Source organism: Curtobacterium sp. PhB191, from assembly GCF_004346515.1.
In the GTDB taxonomy this organism is placed as follows: domain Bacteria; phylum Actinomycetota; class Actinomycetes; order Actinomycetales; family Microbacteriaceae; genus Curtobacterium.
The window spans coordinates 476,260-501,147 of sequence record NZ_SMBV01000002.1 but is presented as its reverse complement, the minus strand read 5'-3'; the positions used below and the strand labels follow the sequence as shown (position 1 = coordinate 501,147).

The following is a 24,888-nucleotide window of genomic DNA, read 5'->3' as shown; positions in this document are numbered from 1 at the left end:
CAGTGTTGTGTCGAACATCCGGGGAAACGGTCCTCGGACACGATGGACTTTACCAGTCCACAGGGAATCGGCGGCGCGGCTCGCTGACGGCCGGGCGAGCCTCGGTAACCTGCTGCCATGCGTCTCACCCCCTCGCGGGGCGTGCTCGTCGCGGCCGCCGTGGTCGTCGGCGCGCTCGTCGCCCCGGTCCTCACCGCTGTCCCGGCGTCCGCGACGGAGTACCCGACCTGGCAGGACGTGCAGCAGGCCAAGGGGAACGAGACCGCCAAGCGCGCCGAGGTCACCAAGGTGCAGGCCGCGCTGCAGTCGGCGCAGGACGAGGCGGCGGCGAAGTCGCAGGCCGCGCTGACGGCCTCGTCGAAGGCGGACGCGGCCGAGGCGGAGCTGGCGGAGGCCACCCAGGCCGCCACGAGCCTCCAGGCCCAGGCGCAGCACGCGACGGAGACGGCGGACCGGGCCCAGCAGCGTGCCGGCCAACTGGCGGCGAACCTGTACCGCGACGGCAGCACGAACCAGATGACCACCCGGATCGCGACCGCGGGGAACCCCGACCAGTTGCTCTACCAACTGGGCGCCCTCGACCAGCTGTCGTCCACGTGGTCCGGCGTGATGGACGAGGCGTCCGTCGCGGCCGGCACGGCATCGTCACTGCACGAACAGGCCGAACGCGCCGAGACCGAACGCGCGACGCGTGCGCAGGCGGCCGAGGAACGGTCCGCGGCGGCGAAGTCCGCCGAGGCCGTGGCGAACGCCGCGGTCGAGTCGACCGAGCAGCACAGCGACGAGCTGTACGCGCAGCTCGCGTCGCTCCGGGACACCACCGCCAAGCAGGCCGCCGGGTACGAGCTCGGGCAGAAGGTCGCGGCGCAGAAGGCCGAACAGCAGCGCAAGCGTGCGGCGGCCGCCGCGGCACAGGCGGCGGCAGCAGCCTCGGCGAGCGCCGACACCGGTAGCGGCGGGAGCACCAGCGCCGGTGGCGGCGGGGGCACGAGCTACCCGAGCACCGGCGGTGTCGTGGTGGACCCCGCGGCCGCACAGGCGTACGCGCGGAGCGCCCTGAGCTCGTACGGATGGGGCGACGACCAGTTCTCCTGCCTGGTGTCGCTGTGGACGCAGGAGTCCGGCTGGCGGGCGAACGCGCTGAACGCCTCGAGCGGCGCCTACGGCATCCCGCAGTCCCTGCCCGCTGACAAGATGTCGGCGGCCGGGGCGGACTGGCGGACGAACGCGAACACGCAGATCAACTGGGGACTCGCCTACATCAAGAGCGCGTACGGGTCGCCGTGCGGTGCGTGGGGCCACGAGATGAGCGTCAACCCGCACTGGTACTGAGCACGACCGCTCACTGTTCCACCAGCCGCAACGCCTGCAGCGGGCACATCGCCACCGCGTCCGCAGCGGCGGCGCGTTCGTCCGGCCGCACCGGCACGTCGCGGGTGCCGCCGCCGTCCCGCGCGATCGGGTAGCCCCACTCGTCGCGCGCCAGCCGCTCGGCGAAGAGTTCGGTGCACAGGCCGCGTCCCCGGCAGCGGGTCCAGTCGATGTGCAGGGCGACGGGGCCTGCGGCGGCGGTCATCGGAGTCCACCGACCGAGCCGGACCCCGCCGAGCCGGACCCGGCCGCACCGGGCCCGACCAGGCACGCGCCCCGCAGGTGCGCCTGGACGTCGTCGTGGAACACGTCGAGGGCGCTCCGCACCATCCGCGCGACGCCGTCCGGGTGGTGGCAGGCCCCGCGTCCGTCGACCAGGGCAGCGATCCGCCGGACCTCGCCGGCCAGGTCGCCCGCCCGACGCCCGGAGGCCAGGTCGGCGACCACGTCGGCGATCCGCGGCAACCCGTTCACGCACGGCCCGCAGCGGCCGGCGGACGCCCCGGCGAGCGCAGCGGCGAGGCCTGCGGTGACCCCGACCGGACAGGTCCGGTCGTCGAGCACGGCCAGCACGCCCGACCCGGGCGCCGCACCCCACGGTGCGAGCCCGTCGACGTCGAGGGGCGCGTCGAGCGCTGCGGCCGGCACCCAGGTGCCGCCCCACCCGCCGACCAGGACGGCTCGCGTCCGTCGCGGGTCGGCCGCCGGCAGTCGGGAGGCCCCCAGCAGCTGCCCGAGCGGCGCACCCCCGGCGGTCTCCAGCACCACGGCACCACCCGGGTCGGTCACGTCGCTGACCGTCACGAGACGGGTGCCGGGAGCACTCGCGCTGCCGACGCTCCGCGCCCACGCCGCCCCGTACCGTGCGACGAGTGCCGCCTGGGCCAGGGTCTCGACGTTCGACACGAGGGTCGGGCGACCGGTCGGTCCCCGGTCGGCGAGCCGCACGACGCGGTCCTCCGGAAGGCCGCGTCCTCCGGCGACGGCCGAGGAGAGTGCCGTGGCCTGCCCGGCGACGAAGCTGGTGTGGGGCAGGGCCCGGACCTCGATGGCGACCGGGTCGGTGCCGGTGCCGCGCCGGCCGTCGGTGCGTTCGGCGAGTGCCTGCCGGACCCGGTCGGCGAGCCGCGCGCTCGTGGCGACCACGGCCTCGGTCGCACCGATCGCGAGCGCCGCGACGACGATGCCGTCGAGCACCAGGTGCGGCGCGCGTTCGAGCAGGACGGCGTCCTTGCGGCTGGCGGGCTCCCCCTCGGCGCCGTTGGCGATGACGATCGGGGCACCGCGGCTCCCGCGCCGGGTCCGGCCCGCCACGGCGTCGAGCTTGCGGGCGAGCGGGAACCCGGCTCCGCCGCGGCCGTCGACCCCGGCGAGACCGATCTCGTCGATGATCCCGGGTCCCACGTGCGGCAGCGGCCCGTGCGTGCGGTGGTGGGCGTCGAGTCCAGGGCCGGGGGCGGCGAGGAGTCGCTGCGTGCCGGTCGGTCGTGGCACGGTGAGCGGGTGGGTCAGGGTCATCGGAGGGCCTCCTTCGGGGTCGGACGGAACGCGGTGACGCCGGCCGTGCAGCGCCAGACCACGGCGCCGAGGACGGCGGCGGCGCAGACCCCGGCGACCACCAGGAACCAGGCGGACGTGCCGTCGGTCCCGGTGCCGATCGCGTGCGCCATCGCGATCGGCCACATGGCGTAGGCGGCCCAGTGCACGGCGCGGAACACCCGCGGACCGATCACCCGGCGGAGCATCCCCGTGACGACGAGCACCACGAGCAGGTCGACCGCCAGGGTGCCGAGCCCGAGCCAGAACCAGCGGTACGCGCCGACGAACGGCACGACGGCGTCCAACAGGCGCAGTTCGGCCTCGGTGTCGAGCAGCAGCGTCACCACGTGCACGGCCACGAACACGGTGGACGCGAGGGCGACGTCCCGGTGCACGAGCTGCACGCCGAACCGCGGCAGGCCGGGGAGCGGTCGGCCGCCGCGGCTCACGATGCCGAGCAGGACCGTCAGGGTCAGGAGCACGACGGCGGCGACGCCCGTGCCGCGGCCGACCACCCAGAGCGCAGTGTCCATCAGGCGGCGTCCGCCCCGTCCAAGGTGTCAGTGACGGCACCGTCGGCAGCCTGGTCCTCCGGCCAGCCGCCGAGCCGCAGCACCGAGCCGTCGGCCGCGACGAGCCGGGCCGCACGGCCGCTCTGCCGGAGCCACTCCACGGCGCCGTGCCCCCGGACGACGGCGGCGGTGGTCATCGTGTTGGCGGTGGTGCACGAGGGGGCGACGACCGTCACCGACCGCCAGACCGGGTCGGCGGGCAGGCCCCACCGGGGATCGAGGATGTGGTGCCGCGCGGTCCCGTCCTGCTCCCAGCGGCGCTTCTGCGTGCTCGAGGTCGCGACGGACCACCCGGAGGCGATGCGGACGTGGTCGACGGGGTCGTCCGCCACGTCCTGCACGCGCACCTGCCAGCCGCCGGAGGGGTCCGGGCCGGCCGTGGCGACGTCCCCGCCGAGCGAGACGAGGGCACCGACGCCGAGCCGCGCGGTGATGCTCGCGGCCGCCATGTCCGCGGCGGCGGCCTTCGCCGTGGCACCGAGGTCGAGCGTGACGCCCTCGGGGACCCGCAGGAACGTGCCGGACAGCAGGATCCGCTGCCACGCCGGGCGGTCGTCGAGCGATCGGGCCACGGCGTCGGGTGACGGGACCGGTGGCGCGTCGGCGAACGCGGCGTCGTACCCGAGGGACACCATCCGTCGGCCGAGCGTCGGGTCGACGTCCCCGTCCGACAGCCGTGCGGCGTCGACGGCCTGGTGCACGAGCGTCGCCAGCAACGGCGAGACCTCGGTGCCGCGCACCAGGTCGTCGGCGCGGGACAGGAGCTCGGAATCGTCGCGGAACCGGCTGCACGCGGCGTCGACGGCGGCCGTGACCTCGCGGACGCAGGACTCGGCGGCAGCGAGGTGGCGGCGGTCGCGGTGGTCGAGGACGACCCGGGCGGTGGTGGTCCAGAGGTCCCACTCGGCGGCGGCGCGCACGGTCACGATCCCGTCGTCGTCGTGTCGGACGACCCACCGGTGGTGCCCTGCGAGACGCCGGTGTCGCTGCTGCTCGTGCCGCTGTCGGTCGACGTGTCGTTCGACGAGTCGTTCGACGTGTCGTTCGACGACGAGGAGGACGAGGACCCGGAGTCGGTGGTGGCGTCGCTCGACGTCCCGGTACCCGAACCGGAGTCCGTCGTGGTGCTCGTGCTCGTGGACGTGTCGGTCGTCGGCGTGCTGGCCTGCTCGTGCCCGAACCACAGCCCCGCACCCGTGACCGTCGCGACCGCGAGTCCGCCCAGGCTCGCGAGCGCACTCGTGATCCGTGCGGATCGCTTGCCGTTGCCTCTGGTGTCCATCGGTCCTCCTCGTCGTCATGACGAGGTTCCCGAGCGCACCGATGAGCGAGCCGCCAGCCGGCCGCACTCCGACCCCACGAACCCTGTGGTCCGCCTAAGAGCGGGCCGCGGGGTCAGCGGTCCGGGTCAGTGCCCGAGGCCACCGAGCAGGCTCGCGAAGTCCGCGGTCGCGGGGAGCGCGTCGGCTTCCTGCGGGGCCCGCCGGGAGGCCCGGATCGCCCAGGCCAGGTCCGCTCCGGCCCGGCGGATGCGTCCGTCCAGGGCCGCGGCGTCGCCGTCGCTCCCCCAGTCGTCGGTCGCGGCGAACACGCCGGTCGGCACCACCGCTGCACGGAGGTACGCGAAGACCGGACGCAGGGCGTGGTCGATGGCGAGCGAGTGCCGCGAGGTCCCGCCCGTGGCGCCGAGCAGGACGGGCAGGTCGGCGAGCGCGTCCTTGTCGAGGACGTCGAGGAACGACTTCGCGAGGCCGCTGACGCCGGCCGTGAAGATCGGCGTGACGAACACGACGGCGTCGGCCTCGACCACTGCAGCCATGGCGGCGGACAGCGCGGGCGCCGCGAAGCCGGTGAGCATCGCGTCGGTGATCTCGTGCGCGAGCGGACGGAGCTCGACGTGCAGGACGTGCGCGGGCGTGCCCTCGGCGACGAGCGCGGCGACGGCGGCCTCGCCCAGGCGGTCGGCGAGCAGGCGGGTGGAGCTGGGCTCGGAGAGTCCGGCGGAGACGACGGCGATGGTGGTCATGGTGGTTCCCGACTTTCGATGCGTTTGCATGAACATCGTACCGAACCGTGCGCCGCGCGCAACCATTCCCGGGAACGGAGAACGCCCCGGTCCTCGCGAGGAGGACCGGGGCGTTCAGTCAAGCCGTGAGGCGTCGACTAGCGGCGCAGGCCGAGGCGCTCGATGAGCGCACGGTAGCGGGCGATGTCGACGTCGGAGAGGTAACCGAGGAGACGGCGACGCTGACCGACCATGAGCAGCAGACCACGACGCGAGTGGTGGTCGTGCTTGTGCTCCTTGAGGTGCTCGTTCAGGTCGTTGATACGACGCGTCAGAACGGCGACCTGGACCTCGGGGGAACCGGTGTCGCCCGGGTGGGTCGCGTACTCTTCGATGATCTCCTGCTTGACCTTCGCGTCAAGTGCCATGCGTAGATCCCCTTTCAGTCCGTTGCGCGGTGCCCGTGCCTGATGCACGAGCGCTCTTTGTCCGCGGCCGTTCGACGGCAACCGCGCAAGACTACCAGAGTCCTAGGCGGTCCTGGCGCGCAGGCGACGACGACGGGGCGCCGGCAGCAGACTGCGGACGAGTCCGACGAGCGTCGCGCCGAGCAGTCCACCGAGGCCGTTCGACAGCACGTCGCGGGGGTCGGCGACGCGGTAGGGCAGGTAGGTGGCCTGCGCGAACTCGATGCCGGTCGACAGGGCGACCGCGACCAGGGCCCCGAGGATCCACCAGCGCCGCGGCAGCCAGAGTGCGGCGAGCATGCCGACCGGCACGAACATCGCGATGTTGGCCAGGAACTCGGTGCGCTCGTACGTGAACCAGGTGCCGTGCGGCAGCTGCTGCACCCAGGCGATCGCGTGCAGCACGAACGAGTTCTGCGCCGAGGTGAAGACCTGCGGGGTCAGCGTCATCCGCCAGATCACCCAGGCGTACGCCGCGGTCACGGCGAGGAGGAGGAGTCGACGGAACATCCCGGTATTCTGCAACACCGTCCTGCGGGGTCGCTGGAGCGCTCCTGGCAGAAGCCGTCGGCCGACCTGAACGAACACCCCGGTGTCCTGGTCAGGACTCCCCCGCACCTGTCAGCATGGGTGCGAACAGGGAGGACCGCCGGATGCCGGAGCACCAGGGGAAGCGTGCGTCCGCGCGACGTCAGTGGCTGTGGATCGCGGCCGCGGTCGTCGGTGTCGCGGCGGTCGTGACGACGCTCGTGGTCGTCGTGCCGCACGGCGGCGGCCCGGATGCCGACCCGCCGAGGAGCGGACGGGACGTCGTGACGCGGAAGACCGTGGAGCAGACGTTCCCCGGCGGCCTCGCGCACCAGCCGTCGGACGTGAACCAGCCGGGCATCCGCGAGCGCCAGGCCCGCGCCGCCGGACACGACGACACCGCGGCGCAGATCGCCCGCATCGCCGACCAGCCGATCGCGACCTGGCTCACGAACACCTCGCGGTCCGAGACGCGCACGACGATCCGCACCGTCGTCCGGAACGCCGAGCAGCAGCAGGCCACCCCGGTGTTCGTGCTGTACACCGTGCCGGACCGCGACTGCGGCAGCTACTCGAAGGGCGGCACCACCGACGACGCGTACCTGCCGTGGGTCCGGTCCGCCGTCCGCGCGATGGCCGGTTCGAAGGCCGTCGTGCTCGTCGAACCGGACGCGATCGCACAGATCCAGAACTGCGAGCGCCTCCGCGACTCCCGACTCCCCCTGCTCCGCAAGGCCGTGGACGCGCTGACCGGGCACGGACTGACGGTGTACCTCGACGGCGGCAACGAGAACCGCGTGCCGACCGCGACGATGGCCGACTGGCTGCGTCAGGCGGGTGTGGACGAGGTGCAGGGCTTCTTCACGAACGTCTCGAACTTCTACCGCGTCGACCAGGAACGCGCCTACGCCGACGAACTCGCCGACGCGATCGGTGGTGATCCGCACTTCGTCATCGACGTCTCCCGGAACGGTCAGGGCTGGCGGGGGACGTGGTGCAACCCCGAGGGTGCGGGTCTCGGCCAGGCACCGCACGTCACCGGCGGATCGAGCCGGCTAGACGCCCTGCTCTGGGTCAAGACCCCTGGGCTCAGCGACGGCACGTGCAACGGTGGACCGGCCGCCGGGCAGTGGTGGGAGTCCTACGCGCTCGGCCTGGTCGAGAACCGCAAGCGCGACTGAGCCGGTGCCGGGGTGTCGGTGCCCGGTGGTTGCATGAGCGCATGACCCCGACCGACAGCCGGCGCTCCGTCGTCCCGCCCTACCTGCTCCACGCCGTGGCCCAGGCGGCCGAGTTCCCCCGGGCGGCGTCTGCCGCGCGCACCGCACTGGCGTCGCTCGAGCTCGTGCAGAGCCCGAAGCACCAGCACCTGGTCGCCCCGCGCCGTGTCAGCGGCACGGTCGACCGGTCGCCCCAGCGCACGATCGCCGACGCCCGCGGCACGACGACCCTGCCCGGCACGGTGGTCCGGAGCGAGGGCGCCCCCGACACCGGCGACGCGGCCGTCGACGAGGCGTACGCGGGCCTCGGTGCGACCCACGCCTTCTGGCTCGACGTCTTCGGCCGGGTGTCGATCGACGGTGCCGGACTCCCCCTCGACGCCACGGTCCACTTCGGGCAGGACTACGACAACGCCTACTGGGACGGCAGCCGGATGGTGTTCGGCGACGGCGACGACGAGGTCTTCCGGCGCTTCACCATCGCGCTCGACGTCATCGGGCACGAACTGGCGCACGGCGTCACGCAGTACACCGCCGACCTGACCTACCAGGGGCAGTCCGGGGCGCTCAACGAGTCGATCAGCGACGTGTTCGGCTCCCTCGTCGCCCAGTACGCGGCCGGGCAGACCGCCGAGCAGGCGAGCTGGCTCATCGGCCAGGGGCTCTTCACCGATGCCGTGCACGGCGATGCCCTGCGCTCGATGCGGGCCCCGGGTACCGCCTACGACGACCCGGTGCTCGGCAAGGACCCGCAGCCCGCGACGATGGCCGACTTCGTCGTGACGACCGACGACGCCGGTGGGGTGCACACGAACTCCGGCATCCCGAACCACGCGTTCTTCCTGGCGGCGACCGCGATCGGCGGGTACGCTTGGCAGGGCGCCGGTGCCGTGTGGTGGGACGCCCTGACCTCGGACGCCGTCACCGCCTCGATCGACTTCGCCGGGTTCGCCGCCGTGACGATCGACGCAGCTGGGTCCCGGTTCGGCGCCGGTTCCGCGGAGCACACCGCGGTGCAGGATGCCTGGCGGACGGTCGGCGTCCTCGACTGAGACGATCGAGCGCCACGCACCGGCGTAGGGTCGGGAGCATGCGCATCGAGGTCCGTCGTTCCGGGGGCTTCGCCGGTACCACGCGGCACTGGCGGGTCGACACCGACACGAGCGCCGACCCCGCGGCGTGGTCCGATGTCGTCGACGCGCTCCCCCGGACCCCCGCGACGGCGACGGCCGGGCCGCCGGTCCCCGACGACTTCACGTGGACGATCACCGTCGAGCGCACGACCGTGACGATCCCGGGCCGCCGTCTCGACGGCGCGTGGGCCGACCTCGTCGCGCGCGTCCGCTCTGCAGGCGACCCGTCCTGAGACGGCAGGCCCGTGCCGGAGCCGCCACGGGCCTCCCGTCCGCCCCGCGCCGGCCGGACCGCCGCGGATCGTGAGCAGGAATGGTCGCCTCCGCGCGGCGAACTCGACCATTTCTGCTCACGAAGTGGCCGCGCGCGATGCGCGGAGCGTCCCCTCAGTCGACGTCGATGACCGTCAGGCGCCGCGTCGGACGCGTCATCGCGACGTAGACCGCGGCCGCCGGGCGCGCAGCGTCGCCACCGACACGGTCGGGGTCGACGAGCAGCACGCCGTCGAACTCGAGGCCCTTGGCGTCCGCCCCGGTCAACACCGTGAGCGACCCGGCGTGCGGCGAGGCGAGCCCGCGCACGTCGGCCTCGGTGCGCGTGAGCCGCTGGCGGACGGCGTCGACCTCGGACTCCGGGACGATCACGCCGATGGTGCCGGCACCGATCCGCGACCGTTCGGCGTCGGCGACCGACACGACCGTGTCGAGCAGGTCGGCGCGGGCGACGCGGACGCGCTCGACGGGGTCGCCGTCGCGCACGGCCTCGTTGCGGGTGACGGTCAGGCCGGCACCGTCGGCGAAGACGCCGGCGGCCTCGACGATCGACCGCGGGGTGCGGTAGTTCACGGTGAGCTGCTCGATGCGGTGGTCGAGCGGCACGAGCGGTGCCCGGCCACGGCGTCGGCGGGCGAGCGCGCCGAGCACGTCGTCCCAGGTGCGCGCGGCCCCGGGCGAGGAGCCCTGCGCCATGTCGCCGACGATCGTGAAGGAGCGCAGCGGGTTGCGGCGTGCGAGCACGCGCCACTGCATCGGCGAGAGCTCCTGCGCCTCGTCGACCACGATGTGCCCGTAGGTCCACTCGCGGTCGTCGGCGGCGCGCTCCGCGGTCGAGCGGGGGTCGCCGCCCTCGGCGAACGAGCCGGCGACCTGTTCGGCGGTGACGATGCCCTCGACGCCCATGTTCTCGATCGCCTGCCGCGCGTTCTCGATGTCACGGTTCCGGCTGGCCTTCGCCGCGCGCTTGGCGGCGCCGCCGGTCGGGTCGAACGGGCCGAGCAGTTCGGCGGCCTCGTCGAGCAGGGGGACGTCCTCGACCGTCCAAGCAGCACCGCGTGCGCGCTGCAGCAGGGCACGGCGTTCCGGGGTCCAGTCCGGGGTCAGCGAGGCGAGCCACTTCGGACGGGCGTACAGGTCCTCGAGGAACTTCTCCGGGGGCAGCGGCAGCCACGCGGTGTTGAGCAGCACCCGGGCGTCGTAGGAGCTCCGGATGTCCTCGCGCAGGACCTTCTCGTCGGCCTCGTCCACCGTCGTGCCGCGCTCGCGCAGCTGTTCGGCGAGCAGCCGGGTCATCGCGTCGAGCGCGAGCTTGTTGAACGTCACGCGCGCGGCGTTGTGGGGCTTGCCGCGGTCCTGGGCGCGCTTCATCGCGTCGGCCACGAGCTGCGGCGTCACGACGAGCCGCTCGCCCTCGACGTCGAGCGTCACCGACTCGGTCGGCACCACCTGGCGGGACCGCACGGCGCGGCGCAGGAGTGCGGCCGTCTGCGCGGAGCCCTTCACGGCGGCGACGTCGCGGGCGTCGTGCGTCGTCGCGTGCACCCCCGGGTAGAGGGAACCGAGCGAGGCCATCACGACACCGGTCTCACCGAGCGACGGCAGGACCTGTTCGATGTACGTCAGGAACGCCGGCGACGGGCCGACCATCAGGACGCCGGAGCCCCGCAGCCGCTCGCGGTACGAGTACAGCAGGTACGCGGCACGGTGCAGCGCCACGGCGGTCTTGCCGGTGCCGGGGCCGCCCTGCACGATGAGCACGCCCTCGAGCGGGGAGCGGATGATGCGGTCCTGCTCGCCCTGGATGGTGGCGACGATGTCGGTCATCCGGCCGGTGCGTTCGGCGGTCACCGCGGCCAGCAGCGCCCCCTCGCCCTGCAGGTGGGTGCGCTCGTCGTCGTAGAGAGAGGCGTCGAACACCTCGTCCTCGACACCGACGACCCGGCGGCCCTCGAGCGACAGGTGGCGACGCGAGCGCATGCCCATCGGGTGCGCCGCGGTGGCCTGGTAGAAGGCGCTGGCACCGGGCACACGCCAGTCGAGCAGCAGTGGGCGGTGGTCGGCGTCACGCAGGCCCACGCGGCCGATGTAGCGGAAGGCGTCCTCGGAGCTGTCGGGCTCGGAGACCTCGAGCCGGCCGAAGACCAGACGGTCCCCCACGCGCTCCAGGGTCGCCACGGTGTCTTCGTAGAGTCGCGCGTACGCATCGCGCTCGCTGCGGCTCTGGTGGTTCCCGCCGACCGCCTGACGACGGGTCTCGGCGAGACGCTGCTCGGCCTCGGCGGTCAGCTCGTCGAGACGGCGGAAGAGGCCGTCCACGTAGCCGCGCTCGCGGTCGATCTCGGTCGGTTCGGACACACGCAACCCTTCGGGAAGAGGGGAATCCAGTGTACTGCCCGCTGGAGGCCCGCAGTTCCCGAAGGGTCGTGCCGATCAGGACCGGCTGGTCACATCTCTTCGTGCGTGTCCGGGTCCGCGTCCCACAGCCGGCCGCGCTCGAGGCCGGAGATGGCCTGCACCTCGGCGTCGGTCAGCTCGAAGCCGAACACGTCGAGGTTCTCGCGCTGCCGGGTGGCGTCGGCCGACTTCGGCACCGGCACGGCACCGAGCTGGACGTGCCACCGCAGCACGACCTGGCCGGGGGTCACGCCGTGGGCCGCTGCGGCGTCGGTGATCGGCTGCTCGGTGAGGAGCTCCGACCGCACGGCGAGCGGGCTCCAACTCTCGGTCACGATGCCGAGCTCCTGGTGCACCTTCCGCAGTTCTGCCTGCGGGAAGTACGGGTGCAGCTCGACCTGGTTCACGGCCGGGGCGACACCGGTCGCGTCGATGATGCGGCGCAGGTGCTCCGGAGTGAAGTTCGAGACACCGATCGAGCGGACCTTGCCGCTGTCGCGCAGGTCGACGAACGCCTTCCAGGTGTCGACGAACTTGTCCACCGACGGGTTCGGCCAGTGGATCAGGTACAGGTCGACGTGGTCGAGCCCGAGGTTGCCCAGGGTCTCGTCGATCGAGCGGTGCGCCTCGTCGTAGCCGTGGTGGCGGCCGGGGAGCTTCGACGTGACGACGAGGTCCTCGCGTGCCACCTCGGACTCGCGGACGGCACGGCCGACGGCGTCCTCGTTGCCGTAGTTCAGTGCGGTGTCGAGCAGCCGGTAGCCGCTGGCGATCGCGGTGCCGACCGCGGCCGCACCCTCGTCGCCGTTCAGGCCGTAGGTGCCGAGGCCGAGCTCCGGGAACCGGTGGCCGTCGTTCAGCTCGATGGTCGGGGCACCGACCTGCATCAGCGCACCCCGAGCAGGTCGATCACGAAGATCAGGGTCTTGCCGGACAGGAAGTGGCCGCCACCGGCGGGACCGTAGGCGAGCTCCGGCGGGACGACGAGCTTGCGGCGACCGCCGACCTTCATGCCGGGGATGCCCTCCTGCCAGCCGCGCACGAGCGCTGCGAGCGGGAAGTCGATGGGCTCACCGCGGTTCCACGAGCTGTCGAACTCCTCGCCGGTCTCGTACTCGACGCCGGCGTAGTGCACCTTGACGGTCGAGCCGGCGGACGCTTCCTCGCCGGAGCCCTCGACGATGTCGGTGATGACGAGATCGGTGGGGGCCGGGCCCTCGGGCGCGTCGAACTCGGGCTTGCTGTTGAGGTCAGTCATGCGATCCAGTCAACCAGAGCGCGGCAACGGCAGACGCAACGGCCACCCAGGCCGCAGAATGGTTCCACCGTGACACGACCCACTCCCGCACCGCCGCGCCGCCGCCTGCTCGCCGACCTCACCCCGCTCCGCCGATCCCCCGCCTTCGCCCGGCTCTGGGCGGGCACCGCGATCGCCGGCATCGGCACGCAGATGACCACGGTGGCGGTCGGGCTCGAGGTGTACGAGATCACGCACTCCACCTTCGCCGTGGCGCTCGTGGGGGTCATCGCCCTGCTGCCGATGGTGGTCGCCGGCCTGTACGGCGGCATGCTCGCCGACGCCTTCGACCGGCGCACCGTCGCACTCGTGTCGTCGATCATCGCCTGGGTCGCGGTCGCCCTCATCGCCACCCACTCGTGGCTCGGGCTGCACAGCGTCCCACTGCTCTACGTCCTGGCGACCGTGAACGCCGTCGCCGCGACCGTGAGCAATGCCTCGCGTTCGGCGATCGTCCCGCGACTCGTCGGCACCGACCTGCTGCCCGCGGCGAGCGCCCTGGGCGGGATCGCCTCGGGGTTCCAGGTCACCGTCGGACCGGCCGTCGCCGGCGTCCTGATCGCGAGCGTCGGGTTCGCGCCGACCTACACGATCGACGTCGTCCTGTTCACCTTCGCGTTCCTCGGAGTGTTCACGCTGCCGCGGATGGCGGCCGACCACGGTGCCCTCCGCCCGGGCCTGAGCTCCCTGGTCGAGGGCGCGCGGTTCCTGCGGAGGTCGCGCAACATCACCATGACGTTCGTGCTCGACATCGTCGCGATGACGTTCGGCCAGCCCCGCGTCCTGTTCCCCGCGATCGGGGCGCTCGTGATCGGCGGCGGATCGATCACCGTCGGCACCCTCACGGCCGCCTACGCGATCGGCGCACTGCTGTCGAGCGTCTTCTCCGGGCCGCTCGGGCACGTGCGCCGCCAGGGCGAGGCGGTCGGCTGGGCCATCACCGCGTACGGCGGCGCGATCGCGGCGTTCGGCGTCGTCATCGCGCTCGCGCACGTGCTCGGCGGACGCTCGGGCGAGTCGTTCTCCGTCGGGATCCTGCCCGCGCTCGGGTTGGCGGCGCTGTTCCTGGCGGCGGCCGGCGGTGCGGACAACGTCAGCTCGGTGTTCCGGAACACGATCCTGCAGGCGGCGTCGCCGGACGGCATGCGCGGCCGGCTGCAGGGCATCTTCATCGTCGTGGTCACCGGCGGTCCGCGGCTCGGTGACCTGTACGCCGGCCTGGTCGTCGCGGCCGGCATCGCGTACCCGCCGATCATCGGCGGCGTGCTCATCGTGGCGCTCGTCGCGCTGCTCCTCCGCCTCGTCCCTTCCTTCCGCCGCTACGACGCCCTGCACCCCCACGCCAACTGACGGGCGAGCGGCCGCAGGCCCTCCCGCGAAAGCGACAGATCTCCGCGAACCTTCCGCGGGCGTCTGTCGCTCTCGCGAGACGGACGGCAGACCGTGGCGGGATCGTGTCGCTCTGACGGGGTCGACGCGACCACGGGCGGACGGGAGGCGCGGGGCGGGCCCGCCACGGGCCTCCCGTCCGCACCGCGGCGCGACCACGGCACGGCGTGACGTCACGTGTCGGGTACCGTACAACGCATGCCGGACAGCGCATCGCGCGATCTCCAGCGGACGGGAGTCCGCGCCGTCGTCCGGCGCACCTACCACTCGGTCATCCGGCACCGCGTCGTCGACGCGGCAGCGTCGCTGACGTTCTTCGCGCTGCTGACCGTGTTCCCCACCGCGCTGACCGTGGTCTCCGCACTGTCGATCGTCGACCGCAAGGGCGACAGCCTGGCCGACATCATCGGTGTGCTCGGGTTCATCCTGCGCCCGGAGACGGCGCAGCACCTCGAGACCCCGCTGCGCCAGCTGCTGACCCTCGACAACCCGTGGCTCGGCTTCGCGACCGGCGTCGTGCTGACGCTGTGGTCGCTGTCCGGGTACGCGACGGCGTTCGGGCGGGCGATGAACACCTCGTACGAGGTCGAGGAGGGTCGGCGGATCTGGAAGTTCCGCAGCATGATGCTCCTCGTGACCCTGCTCGTGATGGCGGGCGGGGCGATCGCGATCGTGATCCTGCTCGGCACCCCGACGATCTCGGCGGCGATCGTCGCGTCGTTCGGCTGGGCGCCGTGGATCGACGACGTGTGGAACGTCGTGAAGTGGCCCGTGCTCGCAGCCGACCTGGTCGTGATGGTCGCGGTCCTGTACTACGCGACCCCGAACGTGAAGACGCCGCAGCTGCGCTGGGTGTCCGCCGGTGCCGCGTTCGCCATCGTCACCTGGGCGCTCGCGACCCTCGGCTTCGCCGTCTACGTCGAGACGATCGGCGGCGGCAACCGTGCGTACGGGTGGCTCGGCGGCGGGATCCTGCTGCTCGTCTACCTGTACATCTCGAACTTCGTGCTCGTGGTCGGCGGTGAGCTCGACTCCGAGGTGATCCGGATGCGGCAGCTCCTGGCCGGCATCGAGGCCGACGAGTCGATCCGGTTGCCGCTGCGCGACGTCACGCGCAACTTCACCCTCGCCCGCTGGCGCGACGCCGACATCGCCGCGGCGCGGAACGTCCGGACCACCGCGGCCCAGGTCGCCGCCGACGAGGACGCCGAGCCGACCCCGGCGCAGGAACACCTGCGCGACGTGGCCCAGCAGGTACGCGTCGGCGAGGCGCCGATGCCCTGAGGTGGTCGCGCTGGTCGCGCTGGTTGCGCTGGTTGCGCTGGTTGCGCGTCAGCGCTCGCGCGCCGCTTGGTCCAGCATCTCCTCGGTGACCACCGGGATCGCACCGGTCGCGAGCTCGATGCCGGACAGCCGCGCCGGGCTCAGCACGCGCTGCACCTGGTCCTCGTCCATCAGGCCGGCGGCCACGACGAGCGTCGAGATCGGCGTCGAGGTCGTCAGCGCCGTGTGCGCGATCGACGCCGCAGCCGCGTAACCGATGTACGGCGTCAGGGCCGTGACCACCCCGACGTTCGTGTCGACCTGCGCCGCGAGCTTCGCCTCGTTCGCCTCGATGCCCGTCACGCAGTGCTCGCGCAACGTCGCACAGCCCCGTGACATCCACTGCAGCGACTGCAGGATCGAGTGCGCGATGATCGGCTCGAACGCGTTGAGCTGGAGCTGACCGCCCTCGGCCGCCATCGTCACGGTGGTGTCAGCGCCGACCACGGCGAACGCGATCTGGTTCACGACCTCGGGGATCACCGGGTTCACCTTGCCCGGCATGATCGACGAGCCTGCCTGGCGCGCCGGCAGGGTGATCTCGCCGAGTCCCGCCTGCGGCCCCGACGCGAGCAGCCGCAGGTCGTTGCAGATCTTCGAGAGCTTCGCGGCACTGCGCTTCACCGTGCCGGACAGCGTCATGAAGGCGCCGGCGTCACTCGTCGCCTCGATCAGGTCCGGTGCCGTCACGACGTCGATGCCGCTGGCGTCCTGCAGCTGCCGGCGGACCTCGTCGCGGTAGAGCGGGTCCGCGGTGATCCCGGTGCCGATCGCCGTCGCACCGAGGTTCATCTCGGCCAGCAGCGGCAGGACCTTGCGGAGCAGGTCGGCGTCCTCCTGGATCGTGTGCGAGAAGCCGGTGAACTCCTGCCCGAGGGTCATCGGCACGGCGTCCTGCAGCTGCGTGCGGCCGACCTTGAGCACGTCGGCGAAGGCGTTCCCCCGCTCGGCGAACGCCGCGGAGAGCTGCTCGAGCTGCTCGATGAGCCGCCGGGCGGAGAAGATCATCGCGATCTTGATGCTCGTCGGGTACGTGTCGTTCGTCGACTGGCTGCGGTTCACGTGGTCGATCGGGTGCAGGTACCCGTAGTCGCCCCGCTCGTGGCCGAGGAGCTCGAGGGCCCGGTTCGCCAGGACCTCGTTCGTGTTCATGTTCGTGCTCGTACCGGCACCGCCCTGCACGATGTCGACGACGAACTGCTCACGCAGGGCGCCGTCCCGCACCTCCTGCGCAGCACGGTCGATGGCGTCGGCACGCTCGTCGTCGAGGACACCGATCGCCCGGTTCGCCCGCGCTGCCGCCTGCTTGACGGTGGCGAGCGCCTCGATGAGGTCCGGGTACACCGAGATCGGCACCGACGTGATCGGGAAGTTCTCCAGGGCCCGCAGGGTGTTGATGCCCCAGTACGCGTCGATCGGGACCTCGCGCGACCCCAGCGAGTCGCTCTCGGTACGGGTCTGCGCCCCGGTGGGGGCCTGTGCTGCTTCGTTGCCGGTCACACGTCGAGGCTAGCCCAGTCCGTCCGGCCGGTCCGGGAGCGAGCTCGGGGTGTGCCGGGCGGGGGCGCGCACATGGTGAGCAGGAATGGTCGGGTCGCCGGAACGCACCCGACCATTTCTGCTCACGAAGCGCGCGTCGCGTCAGCGCCGCCCACACCCAGCCGGACGGGAGGCGCGGTGCGAGGCCGCCACGGGCCTCCCGTCCGGTGGACGCGAGCGATCCCGTGCCCGTGGATCGTGAGCAGGAATGGTCGGGTCGCCGGAACACACTCGACCATTCCTGCTCACGAAACGCGCGTCGCGCGCGCCCCGCGTCAGTGGAACTGGGGGACGATGAGGTAGATGCCGTACAGCACGACGGCGCCGCAGACCGCGTAGCAGAGGATCGCGAGCGCACGGAAGGCACGCACCGCGGTCGTCGCTCCGGCGGGGTTCGGGAACCCGGCGGTCGCCGGGCCGATCGTGCCGTCGTCCTTCACGGTGAACTTGCCCGCGCGGGTGTCCGCGGCGCTCCAGAACCGGAGACCGACGGAGTACACGGCGACGACGAAGCACGACGAGACCACGGCGACCAGCGCCACGGTGACGAACGCGAACCAGTCGATACCCATCAGCGATCTCCCACCGTGAGGAATGCGAAACGGCGTCCGTCAAGCGCGATACCCATCAGCGACGGCCTCCCTTGCGTGCGGCCATGCGGCGGAGTGTGCGCTCGCGGCTCAGCGCTGCGCGGCGGTCGGCAACGGCGTCCGCGCGCTTCTTGCGCTGCAGGTCGCGCAGTTCCTTGCGGGTGTACACGGCGTTCGCGGCGACGTCGACCTCGATGGCCGAGGCACCCTCGTGCGGCTTCCGGAGCGACCACAGGTACAGGCCGAGGATCACGGCGGCGCCGACGATGGCGTCGATCACGAGGCCGATGACGCCCAGACGTGCGATGCCCGAAGCCACCGCGCCCACGGCTGCGGCGGCGGGCAGCGTGATGAACCAGGCGATGACGATCTTGCCGGCGGTGGACCACTGGATCTTCGAGCCGCGGCGGCCGAGCCCGGCGCCGATGATCGAGCCGGAGGACACCTGCGTGGTCGAGAGCGCGAAGCCGAGGTGGCTGGACGCCAGGATCGTCGCGGCGGTCGAGGCCTCGGCGGCGAAGCCCTGGGTGGCCCGGATCTCGGTGATACCGGACCCGAGCGTGCGGATGATGCGCCACCCGCCCGTGTAGGTGCCGAGCGCGATCGCCAGGGCACAGGCGACGACGACCCAGAACTGCACGCCCTGGTTCGACGACTGCGCCCCCGAGGCGATCAGCGTCAGCGTGATGACACCCATCGTCTTCTGGGCGTCGTTCGTGCCGTGGGCGAGCGACACCATCGACGAGGTGAAGATCTGCCCGACACGGAAGCCGCCGCGCTCGTTCGGGAAGACCGGGCGCTTCGTGATCCGGTACGCGATGCGCGTCGACAGGAACGACACGAGCGACGCGATCACCGGGGACGCGAAGGCCGGGATGATGACGACCGTCAGCAGCGCGACGTAGTTGACGGACTGGAACCCGGCGCCGACGATCGCGGCTCCGATCAGTCCGCCGAACAGCGCGTGCGACGACGACGAGGGCAGCCCGCGGAGCCACGTGATCATGTTCCACACGACCGCTCCGATGAGCCCCGCGAAGATCATCTCCGGTGAGATCGCGACGCCGCCCGGGCCCTCGTTGATGAGGCCGTGCGAGATCGAGGTCGCCACCGCGGTGCTGAGGAACGCACCGACGAGGTTGAGCACCGCGGCGACCGTGACCGCGACCTTGGGCTTCATGGCCCCGGTCGCGATCGGAGTCGCCATCGCGTTGGCGGTGTCGTGAAAACCGTTTGTGAAGTCGAAGAAGAGGGCCAACGCGATGACCAGGACGACTATGAGTGTGATGTCCACCGCGGGCCAGTGTTCCCCATCGACGGCCTCCGGAGCAAACCTGATCGGCAACCTGCTGTTCACCGGAGCTTCAGACTCGTTCAGATTCGGAACCATGCCGATGCGAGAATGAGTCCCATGGACACCGTCGAGCTCCTCATCCTGTTGGTCGGATCGCTCGCGGTGACCGGGTTCGCACGGGCGAAGGGACTCCCCGCTCCCCTGCTCGTGACGGCGGTCGCGCTCGCAGCGTCGTTCCTGCCGGGACTCCCCGCGATGGAGATCGACTCCGAGGTGATCCTGACGGTGATCCTGCCGCCGCTGCTCTACTCGGCGGCGCTCGACGTGTCGTGGCAGAGCTTCCGGACGTCGATCAAGCAGATCCGGCGTCTCGGCATCTTCCTGGTCATCGTGACGGCACTCGTGGTCGGCGCGGTGGCGTACTTCCTGATCCCGGACATGACCCTGCCCGCGGCGATCCTGCTCGGTGCGATCGTCGCCCCGCCGGACGCGGTGTCCGCCGCCGCGATCGGTCGCAAGCTCGGGCTCCCCCGCCGGGTGATGACGGTGCTGTCCGGCGAGAGCCTGATCAACGACGCCGCGTCCCTGACCCTGGTGCGCGTGTTCACCCTGATCATCGCGGGGACGTCGCTCACCATCTGGCAGGACCTCGGCATCTTCGGCCTGGCGATCGGCGTCGGCCTGGCCGTCGGCATCGTGCTCGGCGTCGTCGTGCACTGGATCCGGATGCGGCTCAACGACCCCGTGGTCGAGACGATCATGAGCATCCTGCTGCCCTTCGTCGCGTACATCCTGGCCGAGGACCTCTCCGGCTCCGGCGTCATCGCGGTCGTCACGGCCGGCCTGTACATCGGCTACAACTCGCCGAAGGAGGGCTACGCCACCCGCCTGCAGGAGCGCCCGCTGTGGACCAGCATCGACGTCATCCTCGAGGGCTTCGTCTTCGCCCTGATCGGCCTGCAGCTCAACACCGTGGTGCAGGACCTGGTCGAGAGCGAACGGAGTCTCGGCCAGACACTCACCGCCGCGGCCGTGGTGCTCGGCGTCGTGATCCTGGTGCGGCCCCTCTTCATCTTCGAGTCGTACGTGCGCAACCGCTTCAACGGGCGATGGCTCCGTCCGCTGCGCATCAAGCTCTCCCGGGGCCACCCGTCACTGCGGTGGATGCGCGGGACGGCCGAGCCGAAGCTCAACTGGCGCGAGCTCACCGTCATCTCGTGGACCGGCATGCGCGGCGTGGTGACCCTCGCCGCCGCGGTGTCCGTGGTCGCGAGCCCGACGCAGATCCCCGCACAGGACACGATCTTCATCATCGCGTTCTTCGTGACCGTCGGCACCCTGCTGCTGCAGGGCCTGACCCTGCCCTTCGTCATCCGTGCACTCAAGGTGCAGGACCCGGCCGAGGGCGAAGAGGACGTCCGGAGCGAGATGCGGCTGAACCAGCGCACGACCGAGGCCGCCATCGAGCTGCTCGAGAAGCGACGGCCGGACTGGTCGAAGCAGTACGGCGCCGTCGCCGTCGACTCCGTGGTGAACCGGCTGAAGGCACGGCTCGAGCGGCAGGTCGAGACGTTCCGGCAGGACGCCCTGGAAGAAGAGGTCGAGGAGCGCAACGCCCCGATGCGCCTGCGTGGCTCGCAGATCCAGGACATCCGGCGCGAGCTGCTCGACCGACGACGCGAGATCGTGCTCGAGGAGCGCGAGAAGGGCAACCTCGACGAAGAGGTCATGCGCCGCGTGCTCGTGACCCTCGACGCCGAAGAACTCGCGATGGACTCGGCGCAGGCGTCACGCAGCCGCTCCTGAGGGCCTCGGCGTATCCTGGCGCTCCGTCCGAGAACAGGAGCACAGCGCCGAGTGAGCACGCCGCGGAACGACGTCAACAGGAACGACGACACCCCGGACCGTCCCGGAGGGTCCCGGCCGACGTCGGCGCCGAAGCCCCGCAGCACCCGGCCCTCGGCCCGCGGGACCAAGCCCCGTCGCGGCGCGAAGGTCGCCGGTTCCACCCGACCGGCTCCGCGCCGACAGGCACCCGTGCCGGCACCGCAGCAGCACGGTGCGTACCGCCGCTGGTACTCGACGTTGCACCCCTCGCTCCAGCTCATCGGCCTGCAGCTCTGGATGCCGCTGTTCTTCATCGTCGGCTTCTGCCTCTGCTACGTCTTCGCGTTCCACGCACCGCACCCGCACGACGTCCCGATCGCGCTGGTCGGCAGCGACCCGACACTCGTCGCTGCGGTGCAGAAGGCCTTGCCGGGCGAGTTCGTGTTCCACACCTACGACTCCCTGGCCGCGGCGAAGCGTGACGTCATCGCCGGCTCGATGGCGGTCGCGTACGACCCCGCGACGAACGAGTTCTTCAAGGCGAGCGCCCACCAGTTCCAGGTCGCGAGCCTCGTACCGGCGACGCTGACCGCGGTCCTGACCGGGATCGGGGTCGCGACCCCGAAGATCACCGAGCTCGCTCCCCTGCCCGCGTGGGACGAGTACGGCACCGTCCCGATGTACGTCATGCTCGCCTGGTGCATCGGCGGCTACATGGTCGCGATGTTCATCGGGATCATGGGCGGCCCGCTCCGGCATCGCACCCGCATGACCGTCATCGTCGTCGGCGGCCTCGTCATCTCCCTCATCACGAACACCCTCGCCGGTCCGGTCGTCGGCGCCATCCACGGCCACTGGATACAGCTCGTGCTCATCGCGTGGGGGTGGATCGTCGCGATCGGTCTCGCCGTCAACGGGCTGAGCTACTTCGTCGGCCGGTTCATCGCCGCCCCCGCCATGATCTGCTTCGTCTTCCTGTCGATGCCGTCGTCCGGTGGGGCGTACCCGAAGTGGTTCATGCCGGAGCCGTTCGCCTGGCTCAACAACGTCGTCGTCGGGTCGAGCATGGTCGACATGATCAAGCACCAGATCTACGGCGTCGGCCCCGGCCCGGCCCGTGGCCTGATCACGATGGGCTGCTACGCCGCGGTCGGCCTCGTGCTCATGTACTTCGGCAAGAAGTGGTGGGAGCGCCGACGCATCCGCGCCATCGTCACGGGGCGGACGACGATGTTCCAGGACGCCAACACCGCGAACCGTGAGTTCCTCGGCAAGGAACGCGACGCCGAGCTCGAGCGCCACGGCCTCGAGTCCACCGAGACGGGCACCCTCAGCGTCCTGAGCGACGACGACTGGGAGGACGCCCGCGTCGGCGGTGACGTCTTCACCGGCGGACGCGACGGCCTCGAGACCGAGACCACCCCCACCGGCCGCATCCCCGTGCAGCGGCCGGGAGGCGCGGGGACCGGACCGCGCACGCGTCCCGTCCCGCGCACCGAGGGCTCCAGGGCGCCGGCTCGGTCCGACACGTCGGCCCGAGTCGACGCCGGGGACGAGCCCCCGCACGGCCGGCACGCGGACCGGTAGCTCGTTCCTGACGATCGCGCCGCTCGCGCAGACCGACTGCGTGCGCATGTTCCGACGATGCACCAGTCGATCGACGCGTGCTCTGTCGCATGATGCACATGCATCGACTGCGTGCGCATGTTCCGACGATGCACCAGTCGATCGACGCGTGCTCTGTCGCATGATGCACGTGCATCGTCCGTGCCGGCACGCGGACCGGTGAGGCGTCGGCGGCGCGTATCCTGGGAGGCATGAACCCCCGCATCACCTGGCACCGCGTCCTCGTCACCGTCGTCGTCGTGCTCCTCGTGCTGACGGTCGGCTTCTACGTCGCGAGCATCGTGCTCGCACCCGCCGACGGCCGGAACACCGCCGGGCTCTTCGTCGGCTGGGCGATGTTCGCCATGGTCGGCGCGATCGTGTTCGGGATCATCGACTTCTTCGTCCGGCCCCTCGGCGGTCGCAGCGGGGACGCCGAGGTCATCGCCGCCGCCGAGGAAGCACGCACCGGCAGCACCCGCACCCAGCAGACCCGCTGACCCGCTGACCCGCTGACCCGCTCTACGCGGGGGTCTCGACACCCGTCCCGGTGAAGCCCGCGACCGTCGCGTCGTCGTCGGCGAACGTGAAGCGTGCGCGCACCGACCCCCCGCGGAGCACCCCCGGCAGCCAGTACTTCGCGTCGTCCCACATCGCCTCGTAGGGGACGTCGGCGACCGGGATCCACCGCGGCTCGAGCTCGTCGGAGCCCGACGGGCTGCCCTGCCAGCGGCGGCACACGAAGACGTCCGAGACCTGGGACCAGGACGGCCGGTACGGGAACCGGTAGTCCAACGTGCCACGGGCCTCCAGGTCGACCGTCTCGAGACGCAGGCCGACCTCTTCGCGCACCTCGCGCACGGCGGTCTCGACCGCCGTCTCACCGGGCTCCCGCTTGCCGCCCGGGCCGACCAGCCGGCCGGTGCCGAGGCCGCGGCGCTTCTCCCCGAGCAGGACCTCGGGCCCGCTCGCGCCGTCGCGCAGCAGGTAGACGACGACCACTCGGGGGTGTTGGGACTTGCTCTCGTCGCGCGGGGTCACCCGTCCAGTCTGGCCGAAGATGTGTCGTACGCTCTTCCCATGGCAGGCGTGCTGCGGGGGCACCATGGCTGAGCCCCGCAGGACCGGGCGCAGCCTCGAAGTGCTGCGCGCCGAGGCTGCCGAGGAGATCTCGATGCTCGTCGAGCACCGGAGCCGCCAGGGCGAGGACCCGTGGGAGTTCATGCCGACGCTCCCCACGGTGGACGAGCAGGTCGTGCTCATCCTCCGGGCCGACGCGGTCGACCTCGACGCCGCGATCGGCAAGCGGCACGCCCAGTGGTCGATGCACCCCGCGTCCGGTCAGGGCACCGTCCTCGGCGAGGAGTACCACCGGTTGCGCCGGATCGCACTGCAGCACCCCGAGCTCACCCAGGCGGTGTGGAAACTCATGGGCGCCCTGCCCGACGCGAGCTGACGCCCACGCCCGAAGCGCGCCCACGCACAACGTGCGCGGACGCGCGTGCGGTTGGATGGGCGCATGACCGAAACCGTGCTCGCGATCCTCAACCAGCCCTCCCGCGACGCCGCGCCGCACGACCCCGCAGCGGATGCCTTCACCTGGGCGAAGCCGCTCGAGGAGCACCTGCAGGTGCAGGACCTCGGCGTCACCCGGGGCGACGGCGTGTTCGAGACGATCACGGTGGTCGACGGTCGTCCGCAGGCCCTCGAGGCGCACCTCGACCGGTTCGGCCGCTCCGCCGCGATGCTCGACCTGCCCGCGCCGGACCCCGACGCCTGGCGGCAGGCGATCGAAGCCGTCTGTGCCCGGCTCGACCCGGTCCGCGAGGCCTTCGCGAAGACCGTCCTGACCCGTGGCGTCGAGGGCACCGACCGACCCACCGGCTGGGTCTACGCCGCACCGTCCGTCGACTCGACCGCCGCGCGCACCGAGGGCATCTCCGTCGTCGTGCTGGACCGCGGCTACCGACACGACGTGGAGCGCACCTCGCCGTGGCTGCTGCAGGGCGCGAAGACCCTGTCGTACGCGGTCAACATGGCCGCCCTGCGCGAGGCCGCCCGGCGCGGTGCCGACGACGCCCTGTTCGTGTCGAGCGACGGCTACGTGCTCGAGGGCACCCGCGCGAACCTGATCCTGAAGGTCGGCGACCGGCTCGTCACGCCGCGCACCGACATCGGGATCCTGGCCGGCACCACGCAGGCCGACGTCTTCCGCTTCGCCGAGCAGGAGGGCATCGAGACCGCCTACGAACTCGTCACGCTCGCCGACCTGCAGGCCGCCGACGCACTCTGGCTCGTGTCGAGCGTCCGCCAGGCGGCGCCGATCCGCTCCGTGAACGGCGACGCCCGTGCGGTCGACGCGGACCTGACGGACCGCATCAACGAGTTCCTGCTGGCGCGCGAGGTCTGAGCCGGCCGGGTCCGCCGGCCGTCACCACCCAGCACCCCCGGCGCCACGGACGGGAGGCCCGGATCGCGACGTGCGGGCACGTCGCGATCCGGGCCTCCCGGCTCTCCCC

General features: G+C 71.9%; 26 protein-coding genes. 11 read left to right on the top strand and 15 right to left on the bottom strand.

Translation table 11 applies throughout. The features are described from left to right. The first annotated feature begins 117 nt into the window (after positions 1-117). Entirely contained in the window at positions 118-1,332 is a 1,215-nt protein-coding gene (locus EDF48_RS05515; RefSeq protein ID WP_131878616.1) for a lytic transglycosylase domain-containing protein, read from the top strand. A 10-nt stretch (positions 1,333-1,342) separates the two neighbouring features. Here the strand turns inward: EDF48_RS05515 and EDF48_RS05510 are convergent, their stop codons facing one another. From EDF48_RS05510 to EDF48_RS05480, 8 genes are all read right to left on the bottom strand, one after another. Next, the gene (locus EDF48_RS05510) at positions 1,343-1,576 is read right to left on the bottom strand and encodes a ferredoxin (protein WP_131878614.1); all 234 of its coding nucleotides are present in this window, start codon (positions 1,574-1,576) and stop codon (positions 1,343-1,345) included. Then, positions 1,573-2,889 (bottom strand): NADH-ubiquinone oxidoreductase-F iron-sulfur binding region domain-containing protein, encoded by a 1,317-nt coding sequence (locus EDF48_RS05505; RefSeq protein WP_131878612.1) that lies wholly within the window; start codon positions 2,887-2,889, stop codon positions 1,573-1,575. Before EDF48_RS05505 ends, EDF48_RS05510 begins: the two co-directional genes overlap by 4 nt. Next, the gene (locus tag EDF48_RS05500) at positions 2,886-3,443 is read right to left on the bottom strand and encodes a ferric reductase-like transmembrane domain-containing protein (protein ID WP_131878610.1); all 558 of its coding nucleotides are present in this window, start codon (positions 3,441-3,443) and stop codon (positions 2,886-2,888) included. The genes EDF48_RS05505 and EDF48_RS05500 overlap by 4 nt, the downstream gene beginning before the upstream one ends. Beyond that, positions 3,443-4,408 carry an FAD:protein FMN transferase gene (locus tag EDF48_RS05495; RefSeq protein WP_165932322.1) on the bottom strand — a complete coding sequence of 322 codons (966 nt, stop codon included), beginning with the start codon at positions 4,406-4,408 and terminating at the stop codon, positions 3,443-3,445. The genes EDF48_RS05500 and EDF48_RS05495 overlap by 1 nt, the downstream gene beginning before the upstream one ends. Continuing rightward, complete coding sequence (locus tag EDF48_RS19010; protein WP_165932321.1) at positions 4,405-4,764, bottom strand: hypothetical protein; 360 nt, start codon at positions 4,762-4,764, stop codon at positions 4,405-4,407. Before EDF48_RS19010 ends, EDF48_RS05495 begins: the two co-directional genes overlap by 4 nt. 126 nt (positions 4,765-4,890) lie before the next feature. Then, positions 4,891-5,508 (bottom strand): CE1759 family FMN reductase, encoded by a 618-nt coding sequence (locus tag EDF48_RS05490; RefSeq protein ID WP_123938818.1) that lies wholly within the window; start codon positions 5,506-5,508, stop codon positions 4,891-4,893. Positions 5,509-5,645: 137 nt separating this feature from the next. Further along, positions 5,646-5,915 carry a 30S ribosomal protein S15 gene (gene rpsO / locus EDF48_RS05485; RefSeq protein ID WP_070416523.1) on the bottom strand — a complete coding sequence of 90 codons (270 nt, stop codon included), beginning with the start codon at positions 5,913-5,915 and terminating at the stop codon, positions 5,646-5,648. 102 nt (positions 5,916-6,017) lie between these two features. Beyond that, positions 6,018-6,464: a VanZ family protein gene (locus EDF48_RS05480; RefSeq protein WP_123293926.1), complete on the bottom strand. Its 447-nt coding sequence runs from the start codon at positions 6,462-6,464 to the stop codon at positions 6,018-6,020. 143 nt (positions 6,465-6,607) lie between these two features. Here EDF48_RS05480 and EDF48_RS05475 point away from each other — a divergent pair, with 143 nt between their 5' ends. The 3 genes from EDF48_RS05475 to EDF48_RS05465 are packed head-to-tail and all read left to right on the top strand — an operon-like array spanning position 6,608 to position 9,068. Continuing rightward, complete coding sequence (locus EDF48_RS05475) at positions 6,608-7,663, top strand: glycoside hydrolase family 6 protein (RefSeq protein WP_165932320.1); 1,056 nt, start codon at positions 6,608-6,610, stop codon at positions 7,661-7,663. A 41-nt stretch (positions 7,664-7,704) separates the two neighbouring features. Next, complete coding sequence (locus tag EDF48_RS05470; protein WP_123293928.1) at positions 7,705-8,754, top strand: M4 family metallopeptidase; 1,050 nt, start codon at positions 7,705-7,707, stop codon at positions 8,752-8,754. 38 nt (positions 8,755-8,792) lie between these two features. Then, a complete protein-coding gene (locus EDF48_RS05465) occupies positions 8,793-9,068 on the top strand; it encodes a protealysin inhibitor emfourin (protein ID WP_131878604.1) in 276 nt (91 codons plus the stop codon). 154 nt (positions 9,069-9,222) lie between these two features. Here the strand turns inward: EDF48_RS05465 and EDF48_RS05460 are convergent, their stop codons facing one another. The 3 genes from EDF48_RS05460 to EDF48_RS05450 form a co-directional block, all read right to left on the bottom strand. Then, positions 9,223-11,466: an AAA family ATPase gene (locus tag EDF48_RS05460; protein ID WP_243698040.1), complete on the bottom strand. Its 2,244-nt coding sequence runs from the start codon at positions 11,464-11,466 to the stop codon at positions 9,223-9,225. 89 nt (positions 11,467-11,555) lie between these two features. After that, entirely contained in the window at positions 11,556-12,392 is an 837-nt protein-coding gene (locus EDF48_RS05455; protein ID WP_131878600.1) for an aldo/keto reductase, read from the bottom strand. Next, on the bottom strand, positions 12,392-12,763 hold the full coding sequence (locus tag EDF48_RS05450; RefSeq protein ID WP_123293932.1) for an FKBP-type peptidyl-prolyl cis-trans isomerase: 372 nt from the start codon (positions 12,761-12,763) through the stop codon (positions 12,392-12,394). Before EDF48_RS05450 ends, EDF48_RS05455 begins: the two co-directional genes overlap by 1 nt. A gap of 69 nt (positions 12,764-12,832) precedes the next feature. Between EDF48_RS05450 and EDF48_RS05445 the strand changes: the two genes are divergently transcribed. Both EDF48_RS05445 and EDF48_RS05440 read left to right on the top strand, forming a co-directional pair. Further along, the gene (locus tag EDF48_RS05445) at positions 12,833-14,152 is read left to right on the top strand and encodes an MFS transporter (RefSeq protein WP_131878598.1); all 1,320 of its coding nucleotides are present in this window, start codon (positions 12,833-12,835) and stop codon (positions 14,150-14,152) included. 237 nt (positions 14,153-14,389) lie between these two features. Next, positions 14,390-15,475 (top strand): YihY/virulence factor BrkB family protein, encoded by a 1,086-nt coding sequence (locus EDF48_RS05440; RefSeq protein WP_131878596.1) that lies wholly within the window; start codon positions 14,390-14,392, stop codon positions 15,473-15,475. Positions 15,476-15,523: 48 nt separating this feature from the next. Here EDF48_RS05440 and EDF48_RS05435 read toward each other — a convergent pair whose 3' ends face one another. The 3 genes from EDF48_RS05435 to EDF48_RS05425 form a co-directional block, all read right to left on the bottom strand. Beyond that, a complete protein-coding gene (locus tag EDF48_RS05435; protein WP_131878594.1) occupies positions 15,524-17,014 on the bottom strand; it encodes an aspartate ammonia-lyase in 1,491 nt (496 codons plus the stop codon). A 314-nt stretch (positions 17,015-17,328) separates the two neighbouring features. Then, positions 17,329-17,625, bottom strand: coding sequence for a hypothetical protein (locus EDF48_RS05430; protein WP_123293936.1), 297 nt, complete (start codon positions 17,623-17,625; stop codon positions 17,329-17,331). Positions 17,626-17,680: 55 nt separating this feature from the next. Further along, positions 17,681-18,937, bottom strand: coding sequence for an inorganic phosphate transporter (locus EDF48_RS05425; protein ID WP_123293937.1), 1,257 nt, complete (start codon positions 18,935-18,937; stop codon positions 17,681-17,683). A 117-nt stretch (positions 18,938-19,054) separates the two neighbouring features. Here EDF48_RS05425 and EDF48_RS05420 point away from each other — a divergent pair, with 117 nt between their 5' ends. The 3 genes from EDF48_RS05420 (at position 19,055) to EDF48_RS05410 (ending at position 22,869) form a co-directional block, all read left to right on the top strand. Then, positions 19,055-20,743 (top strand): sodium:proton antiporter, encoded by a 1,689-nt coding sequence (locus tag EDF48_RS05420; protein WP_131878592.1) that lies wholly within the window; start codon positions 19,055-19,057, stop codon positions 20,741-20,743. A gap of 51 nt (positions 20,744-20,794) precedes the next feature. Continuing rightward, positions 20,795-22,351, top strand: coding sequence for an ABC transporter permease (locus EDF48_RS05415; RefSeq protein WP_131878589.1), 1,557 nt, complete (start codon positions 20,795-20,797; stop codon positions 22,349-22,351). Between the two features lie 230 nt (positions 22,352-22,581). Continuing rightward, positions 22,582-22,869 (top strand): hypothetical protein, encoded by a 288-nt coding sequence (locus EDF48_RS05410; protein WP_111084562.1) that lies wholly within the window; start codon positions 22,582-22,584, stop codon positions 22,867-22,869. A 22-nt stretch (positions 22,870-22,891) separates the two neighbouring features. On the opposite strand, the gene EDF48_RS05405 is transcribed toward EDF48_RS05410, so the two are convergent. Further along, on the bottom strand, positions 22,892-23,410 hold the full coding sequence (locus EDF48_RS05405; RefSeq protein ID WP_165932319.1) for an 8-oxo-dGTP diphosphatase: 519 nt from the start codon (positions 23,408-23,410) through the stop codon (positions 22,892-22,894). A 64-nt stretch (positions 23,411-23,474) separates the two neighbouring features. On the opposite strand from EDF48_RS05405, the gene EDF48_RS05400 reads away from it, so the two are divergent. Next, complete coding sequence (locus EDF48_RS05400; protein WP_123294181.1) at positions 23,475-23,825, top strand: tryptophan synthase subunit alpha; 351 nt, start codon at positions 23,475-23,477, stop codon at positions 23,823-23,825. Positions 23,826-23,888: 63 nt separating this feature from the next. Continuing rightward, positions 23,889-24,779 (top strand): aminodeoxychorismate lyase, encoded by an 891-nt coding sequence (locus EDF48_RS05395; RefSeq protein ID WP_131878585.1) that lies wholly within the window; start codon positions 23,889-23,891, stop codon positions 24,777-24,779. The last annotated feature ends 109 nt before the right edge of the window (positions 24,780-24,888 follow it).